Origin of the sequence: Thermosynechococcus sp. M3746_W2019_013, assembly GCF_015296045.1 — a bacterium.
Taxonomy (GTDB): Bacteria; Cyanobacteriota; Cyanobacteriia; order Thermosynechococcales; family Thermosynechococcaceae; genus Thermosynechococcus.
Window position 1 is genome coordinate 1 of record NZ_DVDW01000028.1, and the last position, 10185, is coordinate 10185.

14 protein-coding genes are annotated in these 10185 nt (G+C 49.2%); 4 read left to right on the forward strand and 10 right to left on the reverse strand.

Going from position 1 to position 10185, the window contains the following annotated elements; genetic code table 11:
• The 3 genes from IGQ16_RS05820 to IGQ16_RS05830 all read right to left on the reverse strand — a co-directional run.
• A partial coding sequence (locus tag IGQ16_RS05820) for a hypothetical protein (protein WP_297060590.1) occupies window positions 1-907 on the reverse strand: 907 nt, incomplete at its 3' end.
• A gap of 222 nt (window positions 908-1129) precedes the next feature.
• Window positions 1130-1714 (reverse strand): RdgB/HAM1 family non-canonical purine NTP pyrophosphatase, encoded by a 585-nt coding sequence (gene rdgB / locus IGQ16_RS05825; protein ID WP_297060591.1) that lies wholly within the window; start codon window positions 1712-1714, stop codon window positions 1130-1132.
• Window positions 1715-1717: 3 nt separating this feature from the next.
• A complete protein-coding gene (locus IGQ16_RS05830) occupies window positions 1718-2371 on the reverse strand; it encodes a retropepsin-like aspartic protease (protein WP_297060592.1) in 654 nt (217 codons plus the stop codon).
• A gap of 173 nt (window positions 2372-2544) precedes the next feature.
• On the opposite strand from IGQ16_RS05830, the gene IGQ16_RS05835 reads away from it, so the two are divergent.
• Entirely contained in the window at window positions 2545-2709 is a 165-nt protein-coding gene (locus IGQ16_RS05835; protein WP_297060594.1) for a Uma2 family endonuclease, read from the forward strand.
• Window positions 2710-2711: 2 nt separating this feature from the next.
• Window positions 2712-3026 carry a Uma2 family endonuclease gene (locus IGQ16_RS05840; RefSeq protein WP_255325328.1) on the forward strand — a complete coding sequence of 105 codons (315 nt, stop codon included), beginning with the start codon at window positions 2712-2714 and terminating at the stop codon, window positions 3024-3026.
• A 6-nt stretch (window positions 3027-3032) separates the two neighbouring features.
• Here IGQ16_RS05840 and IGQ16_RS05845 read toward each other — a convergent pair whose 3' ends face one another.
• The 4 genes from IGQ16_RS05845 to aroH (IGQ16_RS05860) all read right to left on the reverse strand — a co-directional run bounded on the left by IGQ16_RS05845 (window position 3033) and on the right by aroH (IGQ16_RS05860) (window position 6612).
• Entirely contained in the window at window positions 3033-3437 is a 405-nt protein-coding gene (locus IGQ16_RS05845) for an NIL domain-containing protein (protein WP_011057637.1), read from the reverse strand.
• 650 nt (window positions 3438-4087) lie between these two features.
• A complete protein-coding gene (locus IGQ16_RS05850) occupies window positions 4088-5611 on the reverse strand; it encodes a CapA family protein (RefSeq protein ID WP_297060597.1) in 1524 nt (507 codons plus the stop codon).
• A 96-nt stretch (window positions 5612-5707) separates the two neighbouring features.
• Complete coding sequence (locus IGQ16_RS05855; protein WP_024124841.1) at window positions 5708-6178, reverse strand: CBS domain-containing protein; 471 nt, start codon at window positions 6176-6178, stop codon at window positions 5708-5710.
• A 2-nt stretch (window positions 6179-6180) separates the two neighbouring features.
• Window positions 6181-6612 (reverse strand): chorismate mutase, encoded by a 432-nt coding sequence (gene aroH / locus IGQ16_RS05860; RefSeq protein WP_024124842.1) that lies wholly within the window; start codon window positions 6610-6612, stop codon window positions 6181-6183.
• A 264-nt stretch (window positions 6613-6876) separates the two neighbouring features.
• Here aroH (IGQ16_RS05860) and IGQ16_RS05865 point away from each other — a divergent pair, with 264 nt between their 5' ends.
• A complete protein-coding gene (locus tag IGQ16_RS05865) occupies window positions 6877-7620 on the forward strand; it encodes a hypothetical protein (protein ID WP_297060599.1) in 744 nt (247 codons plus the stop codon).
• A gap of 11 nt (window positions 7621-7631) precedes the next feature.
• Window positions 7632-8228, forward strand: coding sequence for a hypothetical protein (locus IGQ16_RS05870; protein ID WP_297060600.1), 597 nt, complete (start codon window positions 7632-7634; stop codon window positions 8226-8228).
• Window positions 8229-8396: 168 nt separating this feature from the next.
• Here IGQ16_RS05870 and IGQ16_RS05875 read toward each other — a convergent pair whose 3' ends face one another.
• Genes IGQ16_RS05875 through sppA form a run of 3 tightly spaced genes read right to left on the reverse strand, consistent with a single transcriptional unit; the run spans window position 8397 to window position 10156 of the window.
• Window positions 8397-8867 (reverse strand): CBS domain-containing protein, encoded by a 471-nt coding sequence (locus IGQ16_RS05875; RefSeq protein ID WP_024124841.1) that lies wholly within the window; start codon window positions 8865-8867, stop codon window positions 8397-8399.
• A 2-nt stretch (window positions 8868-8869) separates the two neighbouring features.
• Window positions 8870-9301, reverse strand: coding sequence for a chorismate mutase (gene aroH, locus IGQ16_RS05880; protein WP_024124842.1), 432 nt, complete (start codon window positions 9299-9301; stop codon window positions 8870-8872).
• A 30-nt stretch (window positions 9302-9331) separates the two neighbouring features.
• Window positions 9332-10156, reverse strand: coding sequence for a signal peptide peptidase SppA (sppA, locus tag IGQ16_RS05885; RefSeq protein ID WP_297060602.1), 825 nt, complete (start codon window positions 10154-10156; stop codon window positions 9332-9334).
• Between the last annotated feature and the right edge of the window lie 29 nt (window positions 10157-10185).

The following is a 10185-nucleotide window of genomic DNA, read 5'->3' on the forward strand; positions in this document are numbered from 1 at the left end:
GCTCGTAGTTTGCCCCTGCATATCCTTGGGAATAGTCGTAGTTGGGGTGGGGATAGCCGACGGATTGCTCGTAGTTTGCCCCTGCATATCCTTGGCTAGCTTCAACTGGTTGTGCAGGCTCAGAGGACGCTGAAGCCGTTGCTGCCGCAGCAGGTACCTGTGGCGCTGCAGGCAAAATAACGGCCTCCTCTGTTTCCTCTGGTTCACTAGCAGGGGAGCCGATTGGGCTGGATGGGGTACCACTGGCCTTGGCAGCCATAATTTCCGTGGCCTCGAGGATTTGGGTGGGCTCACTGTCGATTTCTCCCATACGTTCTCCCCGTTTGTAGGCACTGATCTGACTGTGACTCTGTGCAGTATCTTTTTCCTCTTTTTTCAGCCACACAAGAAAGTCCGAGGCGCTGTAGGTGGCTTCTCCCCCCAAGGTACGAATGGCAACAAAGCCATTGGCAGCATTGGCGCTTTGAATAGGATACCAGGTGCCCCGATAAAGAATCATCGCATCCATGGCGAGGGAGTTGCCTCCTGTAAGAGCACCGCGTCGCTTACCCCGTGCCCAGCGGTCTTTCCACAGCACTCCCGCTTCGGTGTATTGGATGACATAGCCTTCCGGAACAGTGCGATGTTCGTAACGTAAAAATCCGGGGGTTTGAGCTATGCCGACTTGGAAGATTTCATAATCTACCATTACCTCTTGAATCAGAGGCCGATAGGGGGATGCATCCCGTACTTCAATGGCAAGGGTGGGGGCATCTGTTTTCACCCGTGCAACAATGCCATCTTTGTAGGAAATGAGCTGAACTTCATCAAATGTTGTTTCTACACGCAGGTGCCGATTCGAGAGCATTCGCGAATTTTTCTGAATCAAGTCTTTAATAAATTGGTCTATTAATTCGCGATCGCCCATAGTTTTTGCTTTGAATCACGGCAAGAAGCCTGCTAGCCACTGGGCCAAGGGACCCTATCCCTTTGTTTTCATTATATTCCCTATGAGTCTCTTTCTATGAAGGGCATTGCTTAATGCAACTCTGGGACACTAGACCCATTCCTGCATAGTGGCCACAGGTTAGCTTAGGAACATTACCGATGTCAGTCTAGGAAAAAAAACTTCCTGGCAACAACCGTAAATCTACGGATTGAAGGCCTGGAAATACTCCCGCAGCCGCTGCAGAGCCTGACCGCGATGACTAACTTGTTGCTTTTCGACGGGACTCATCTCGGCAAAGGTACGCTGCTGACTGGGTACCCAAAAGACAGGATCGTAGCCAAACCCCCCCTGACCCCGGGGAGCGGTTAAAATCTCGCCTGCACACCGTCCCTCGGTTGTAACGGCAATCGTGCCATCGGGACGGGCGAGGGCAATGACACAAATAAATTCAGCGGCGCGATCGCTCACGTCGGCCATTTCCCGCAATAGCCGCTCAATGCGCTCAGCATCCGTCGCACCATAGCGAGCCGAATAGATTCCCGGTGCCCCCTGAAGAGCATGAACTGCTAGCCCCGAATCGTCGGCGATCGCCCACTGTCCCATTTGCTTGGCGGCAGTAGCGGCCTTCAAACAGGCGTTGCCCACAAAGGAATCCGCAGTTTCAGCAATCTCAATGGTGACTGGCAGGGCTAGCAACTCCCCAATCCACGGCTGTAACCAGCCTTGAAACTCCTTGACTTTGCCAGCATTGTGGCTCGCTAAGACCGCTTGGGCAAGAATGGGCATTTCCTATGGACGACGCTGCAACTGAATATGATCTTGCCGCAAACTGACATCAAAGTGCTGGAGAAAATCCTGCCCCAAAAGCCCAATCCTCATTTCAGGCCCAGCCACGGCAACGGGCAATTGCTTACGATGGAAGCCACCGACACTTATGGATTGGACATAGACAACTGGCAGCACCACTTGACCATTGGCAGTATAAAACACGCGATTATCCACCACTTGAGCTGGGGTAATGCCCAAAGCCCGTGCCATCGATCGCGTAATCACTGTCATGCTGGCTCCTGAGTCCACCAGCATCTCAAACTGCAGTCGTTGGTTAAACGTAACTTGAATAACGGGAATCCCCTCTTGCCGCCGCAGAATCGGTATAATACCCCTGGGCTGAGTGATCACCGTTGCCATTGACGGAGCAGGGGTTGGGGGCAGTTGTTGCAATCGCAGCAATTCTTGACGATAGCTACCAAGGGCTTGGGCCTGTTGGGGATGGGCACGAATGACCTGATCGAGAATTTGCACCGCTGTCGCCCAGTCTTGGTTGGCGATCGCCCGATAAAAACTTTCTGGCAGTACAACCGCAGGCCCTCCCCTGGCTGGGGTAATCAGGAACACCATGCCCGCCAGCGTCGCTAGTACCCAATATCCATGTTCTTGGGCCATGATTTTCCTCGTACCCTAGGATCAATAAGTTCAATAGTAGCGAGATAACCGCTGACTATTCCAAAGTGCCAATGAGCACGCAACCTTCGCCGCCACTGAGTCCTGAAGACTATTGACAATGGGAAACCCAAAATGGGGCTAAGCACGACTACAGCAACGGCCAAGTGTATGCAATGGCAAGAGCTACTGATGCCCACCTCACCCCGGCCTTGAATTTGGCCACCCTTCTACGCCCCCCTGTGCGGCAACGGGGTTCTCGTCTTTACATTTCAGATATGAAAGTGCGCCTAGAAGAGCGCAACTGCTTTTACTATCCAGATATCCAGATTCAGATCTAATTGTGACCTGTGATCCACGGGATCGGCAAACGCTGCTCTATAAATCCTTCCCTTGCTTGGTGATTGAGCTGCTCTCTCCCTCAACAGAGGCCTTTGATCGCGGCGATAAGTTCATTGACTATCAAAGCCTTGAGAGCCTTGAGGAATATGTACTGGTTCATAGCCGCCAACAGCAATGGGAAAGCTTTCGTCCCAGTGCCTCGGGGTTGTGGGTTTGGCAGGCCTACTCCCCTCCAGAAGATGCGGTTGAACTCAAGAGCATTGGCTGGCAAGGCCACCTATCTGCGATTGATGAAGAGGTTACCCTAGAGCCCTAATCTCAATCAAAAGTTTGTGTGAATCGCCTCCATCGGACAGGCGGCAACACATTGCTCACAGACAATGCAACGGGAGCGGGTAAATTGGAGTTGAAACGTTTCTGGATGGAGCGTCAGCGCCTGAGTGGGGCATACCCCTGTACAGAGCCCACAGTGGACACAGGCCTGCTCATCAATCACAATTTCACGACTGGCAAGGGACACCTCAATATTCTGCTGCCGCAACCATTCGAGGGCGGCCTCCATTTGGTCAATATCTCCAGCCAATTCTAGAACCAGTTTGCCCACTTGGTTAGGTGCCACTTGGGCACGGATGATATTGGCGGCGATATTAAAGTCCTTGGCTAGGCGATAGGTGACGGGCATTTGAATCGTCCGCCGGGGAAATGTCAATGTCACTCGCTTTTTCACTGCTTGAAGATTTGGATCGTAGCACAGCTCTTTTGATCAGTATCGCACACTCCCGACACTGCGAAAGTTATAGCTATTCCAATAAAGAATGAGAAATTGGGCGGCACAATAATTGCAACTCACCTCATCTTTGCCACCTTACTTGACATAGGAGACAACCTGATCTCCTAAATTCAGTCTATAGCTCCTGTTCTTTAAGGATATTGAGGACGTTTCAAGGGTAATCTATCTCTCTTTGCAATATCTCACTCTCTTTCGAAATAGCCATAATGCACAGCCTTTTTCATAGGAATTGAAAAATTTACTAGTCTATAAACGCAAAAGTGATATTCACAGTAAAATTATTACCCTGCTAGATAGGAACTAGATAGATTATTATTTGTCAGAATTTAATAAATTATTAAAATAGGAGATTGCAGATAAAAATGAATCTCAAATAAAATTAGAGGATTCATCTGTTGCCAATGAAATGGCTCTTTTATAAATGCTTGCTAGCTTAATAGCCATTTGTTTTAACTTATACTTTTCTTCGATCCTTTCAGTGCCGTTGAGTTGTCAGCGCACTGGCAGTGAAAATATGACTCCTACTGTCTAGTGCTTAGTTAAAGCATATTGATTTTGGGGATTGTGTAAACGGAATCAAAGGAAGACTAGGATTGGGAATCGCTGTTGATAATCTCGCCGAAGCGTTCAATCCGCAAGGGAGTGTTATGAAAGTCAGCTTGGATTAAACGGCGAATCAGTTGCACACTGGCAAAGTTTTGATCAATATGGGGAATCCCTTTGGCATCTAGGCGTACAGGAATGACTTTTCCTTGAATAAAGCGACCAGAACTGTCGAGTTCAATATCGAGAATCAGCGACTTGCCAAGGGGGCCGTGACTGCTTAGAGTCTGATAGCCGACAAAGTTCCCCAAGGAATAGGCAATGAGGCGGCCTTTGTATAATTCAAGGGCACGGGGAACATGGGGGCCGTGACCCAAAATTAAATCGGCACCATTGTCAATCATGGTGCGGGCAAACTGAACTACATTGCCCCGGTCTTCCCCATAGAAGTACTCCGTGCGATCGCGGGTATAAATTTGATCGCTACCTTCGGCGCCGCCGTGGAAACTGACAACCACAATATCAGCGTTTTTCTTAGCCTCCCGCACAAGGGGGGCACTGGCCTTGAGGTCTTGGATGCGATTTTGGCCGTAGTAGGTGCCAAAGCCAATAAATGCGGTTTTCAGGCCATTGGCTTCGAGGTAGGTAATTTGATTGAGATCACCAATGGCGGTCATGCCAGCGGCGTTGATGTGGCGAATCGTATCGCGAAATCCCTGTTCGTTGAAGTCGTAGCTGTGGTTGTTGGCGATGTTGAGGACGTCAAAACCAGCTTGGCGTAACACCTGTGCATAACTGGCCGGTGAGCGAAAGACAAAACTGCGACCCCCCTGGGTGTTTTTGTAGGGATGGGGATGATCGGTAAGGGTACTTTCATAATTGCCAAAGAGGAAATCTGCCCCCTGAAGATAGGGTTTTACTTGGGCAAAGAGCTTTTGGGGATCCGCAGGCAAGCGGTTACTGGGAAAATTGGTGCCAAGGACAATATCGCCAACCGCCTTAATCCGCAAGCGGCGATCGCTAGGGGCGAGTGGGGGGGACACAAGGGGAACATCGGGTTCAGGGGGTGTAATGGCTGGACTGGGTTCTGCACTGGGCGGGGCATCGACACTGAGTTGATTTTGCAACGTCAGGGCAATGGCACTGGTGCTGGCGATCGCCAGCACACTGAGGGCAAAGGCACTCACCGCCTGATGAGACCATGGCGTGGTAGGTATAGCTGCATTTGAGCTGGAACTTGCTTGAGGAGGCGGTGCCGCTGGTAAGGTCTCCCGTAGGTCAACGGTCTGTGTCCATTCTGGCCATTCTTCGCCAAGTAGCCGAGCATGGAGACGCACCCGCAGAACGCCTTGGGGCGCCAATTGCCTGAGACCTCGGCAAACAAACTGAACACAGACTTGTGGGGGGAGCGATCGCGCTGCTTCAAACATAATTTGTAAACAGTCGCCCCGCCGCCGCACGAGGGCGCGCACCCCCTTGGCTTGGAGTGCGCGGTTCATCAAATGGGCAATGGCCTCTGCTTCACCCTGACGTGCCTGCTGCCAAATCAAATCAAGGGAAGCGGTCATGATCAAGGAACCTTCCAGCGATCGCGAGCAAACCTGTGGCTATTCTATGGAAAGTCACTCGTCTTGAAAGTTAGGCTCAGGCCAATTTGACAAACGTCACGCAGAGCCCTCTTGGGCATGCAAGGCTCGCAACAGATCATGGCGGCTAATGATGCCCACTAACTCCCCCTGATCGTTCAAAACCGGTAGGCGACTAATGTGGTGATTGACCATGAGGCGAGCTGCTTCGGAAATGGGTGCATCCACGTTAATTGTGTGGGGGTTGGGGGTCATGACGTCCTGCACCTGTTGGCCGAGGGTTTTCTTAAGGTGTTGGTGAAAAGACTCTGGAGACTCAAAGTAGATGATGCTCCCTAGGAACGTAATGTATAACGGCGGCTCTAGGGGTGCTTCGCGCACGATCAAGTCCGCCTCACAGACCAGTCCCACCAATTTGCCCCTATCATCCACGACGGGGAGGCCGCGCACTTGTTTTTCTTCCATGAGACGAACTGCTTCTGAAATCGGGGCAGCGGCACGAATGGTAAAGGGGTTGGGGGTCATGTAATCACGGACAAGAGCGCTCATAGTTAATCTAGGGAATGAGAGGACAGTTCGAGGGGATGGTAGTCGCCACGCATGGCTAGATCGGGGCGGAGGCTTTGGGCATGGCGTAGGTAGGCATGGTAAATTGGTTGATCTGGGTTGGGGGTGTTGAAGTAAATCAAGCAGCGGATACAGCGGGGTAGGTCTCCCTCTACGTGCATTTGCTGGACATCGAGGAGGGGAATGTTCCGCCAATGGGGGCATTCACGGGCAATCGCCGCCGGAAAAATCTGATCGAGGTCACGGGTGACAGAAAAGGTGACACTAATTACTTCCGATAAATCAAGGGCATTGCGCCGCTCAATCTCGCTGAGGAGTTCCAAAACCGCCTCACGGATTGCGGGAATTGAATTTTCAGTGGCGGTAGTTGCTCCACGAATTGCTCGGACGCGCCAGCCCACAGTGTGCTCCTCCATCAAGACAAAGAGCCTGAGTTTGCAAGCTATGTCGTGCTTATGTCGACCTTTGAGGTAAAATTTCAAGAGGCAAGAGAGCCTTTGGAAGAGAGGGAGCTTATGTGGGTTGAAGCTGATGAAGAGGTTTTTAAAAGATGAGGATTTAAGAAGATGTTATGCCCAAAAAGCGGTAGAAAGGCTAAGGAGTTTAAAATTGAAAAAATTGTAGAGTAGTGGAAGGATGTTTTGAGTTTGAGTTTATAGAATGATTTTAGGAGGTTTGAAATGGAGAAGCCAAGAGGTTATAACGAGAGAATTTTTAGTGGATATTTAAGAAGTTATTTTCATACACGAAGATATATATGGCTTAAAAGCAATTTGCTTAATTTATTAGGAAAAGATAAGATTAGTAGTCTAGCTATTCTGGAAATTGGCTGTGGTGATCTAAGAACACTTGAATTTACAAAGATAAATCCAAAAATTTATGTAGGAATAGATAGCAACTGGGAAAATTTATTAGATCAAGCTAAGAGTAAATATAGAGGCTTAAATAACATTATTTTAATTGAAGCAAAAAATCCATCAAAGATTACTCAAGAGTTTAATTTGTTTAATAATGATTTCTTTTTTGATGTCTGCATATCTTTAGAAACCTTTGAACACTTACCAAAACCTATTCTTGAAGAATATGTTGAATTTATTTCTAAATATCTCAATGGTCTAATATTTATTACAGTTCCTATAGAGTTTGGTCCTATCTTTTTGATCAAACACCTCGTAAAACGATTTAAATATAAAGATGATTCAGAAACTTTCAAATATAAGTTATCCGAAATTTTCTTTGCGTCGATTGGTATAACTAAAAAAGTAAAAAGGATAGAAGGAGGGCATAAAGGTTTTGATTATAGAGTTTTACTTGAATATTTATCATCTAAATTTGAATTAATAAAGGTGGAAGGTATACCATTTAACTATTTACCAGCTTTTATGAACTTTCAAGTTGGTATGATATTTAAAACAAAGCATTAAGTAAGCTTAAAATGTGCCGGATAGCGGGATTTTGGGACTTTAATTATAGGGGTAATCTTGCCCATGGTGGACCCGACGATGGAGGTATTTTTTTAGAACCTTCTTATGGGCTTGCCCTTACTGACAGAAGGCTTTCCATCCTTGACCTTTCTTCCGCAGGACACCAGCCAATGGAATTTAAAAATCTTGTGATCACTTACAATGGAGAAGTTTATAGCTTTAGAGAAATAAGGCAAGAGCTTGAAAAAGAAGGCTATAAATTCTCCAGCTCAGATACCGAAGTAATACTTAAAGCTTTTCATAGATGGGGTTTTGAGGCGGTGCATCGCTTTAGGGGTATGTTTGCCTTTGCCCTTTGGGATAAAAAAGAGAAAAAACTTATACTCTGTAGAGACAGGATTGGGGTAAAACCTCTTTACTATTACACTAAAGATGAACTTTTTATGACTGCTTCTGAGCTCAAAGCCTTTCATAAACACCCTAAGTTTAAAAAAGAGCTCAGTCCTTTAGCCCTTTCTTTGTTTCTTTGTTTCTTCAATATGGCTATATCACTGCCCCATACAGCATATTTGAAGACACCTATAAGCTTGAGCTCGGGCACTTCTTGATAGTTGATGATAAGGGTAAGCTTTTAAAGTTTGCCTATTGGAAAGTGGAGGACTATCAAGGGAAGCGGTCATGATCAAGGAACCTTCCAGCGATCGCGAGCAAACCTGTGGCTATTCTATGGAAAGTCACTCGTCTTGAAAGTTAGGCTCAGGCCAATTTGACAAACGTCACGCAGAGCCCTCTTGGGCATGCAAGGCTCGCAACAGATCATGGCGGCTAATGATGCCCACTAACTCCCCCTGATCGTTCAAAACCGGTAGGCGACTAATGTGGTGATTGACCATGAGGCGAGCTGCTTCGGAAATGGGTGCATCCACGTTAATTGTGTGGGGGTTGGGGGTCATGACGTCCTGCACCTGTTGGCCGAGGGTTTTCTTAAGGTGTTGGTGAAAAGACTCTGGAGACTCAAAGTAGATGATGCTCCCTAGGAACGTAATGTATAACGGCGGCTCTAGGGGTGCTTCGCGCACGATCAAGTCCGCCTCACAGACCAGTCCCACCAATTTGCCCCTATCATCCACGACGGGGAGGCCGCGCACTTGTTTTTCTTCCATGAGACGAACTGCTTCTGAAATCGGGGCAGCGGCACGAATGGTAAAGGGGTTGGGGGTCATGTAATCACGGACAAGAGCGCTCATAGTTAATCTAGGGAATGAGAGGACAGTTCGAGGGGATGGTAGTCGCCACGCATGGCTAGATCGGGGCGGAGGCTTTGGGCATGGCGTAGGTAGGCATGGTAAATTGGTTGATCTGGGTTGGGGGTGTTGAAGTAAATCAAGCAGCGGATACAGCGGGGTAGGTCTCCCTCTACGTGCATTTGCTGGACATCGAGGAGGGGAATGTTCCGCCAATGGGGGCATTCACGGGCAATCGCCGCCGGAAAAATCTGATCGAGGTCACGGGTGACAGAAAAGGTGACACTAATTACTTCCGATAAATCAAGGGCATTGCGCCGCTCAATCTCGCTGAGGAGTTCCAAAACCGCCTCACGGATTGCGGGAATTGAATTTTCAGTGGCGGTAGTTGCTCCACGAATTGCTCGGACGCGCCAGCCCACAGTGTGCTCCTCCATCAAGACATCCGCAAGGGTACTGTATCCAGCTTAGGGGCGATAGAGCCACAGGGGAAGCCCATTGGTGGTCATTTCAAATTCCAACCAATCCAGACCCGCTTGCCACGGGAAAGGGAAGCGCTCCTGCTGACGGGGAAACAGCCGAGCCAAGGGAGACTTCGGTTCTTCGATGGTTTGCACCTTGGTTTTGTCGGGGTCAAGGCCGACCAGTTCTGCCAGCCAGCGGCGGGCATCCTCCTCAGTACCCAAGCGATCTACCAGTCCCAAGGCAAGGGCCTGCTCACCCGTAAAGACACGGCCATCGGCAAAACTGCGCACCGTTTCCACATCGAGGTTGCGGCCTTCGGCCACGGTTTGGACAAATTGGTGATAGCTGGTGTCAATCAGGTCTTGCAGAATACGGATTTCCTCCTCCGTGAGGTCGCGATCAAAAGCCAGAATGTCCTTGTAGGGACCAGACTTGATCACCTTGAAGGAGACCCCCACCTTATCGAGGAGCCGTTGCAAATTGTTGCCCCGCAGGATGACGCCAATACTACCCGTAATGGTGCCGGGGTTGGCCATGATGTGCTGTGCCCCCATGCCGATATAGACTCCGCCGGAGGCCGAGATATTGCCAAAACTGGCCACGATTTTCATTTTCGACTGCAAGCGCTTGAGGGCAGCATAGATTTCTTGGGAGTCGCCTACGGTACCGCCGGGACTGTCAATGCGCACGAGCAGCGCCGGGTAGCCCCGTTCTTCAATGGTTTTCAGGGCTTTGAGGACACGCCGGCGAGTACCTCCAGCGATCGCCCCCGTAATCTCAAGGCGGGCAATTTGACGACGGTAACCACGGGATAAGGGCCAAGGCATAGGCAACAAGTAGCTCAGCAAATCGTGAC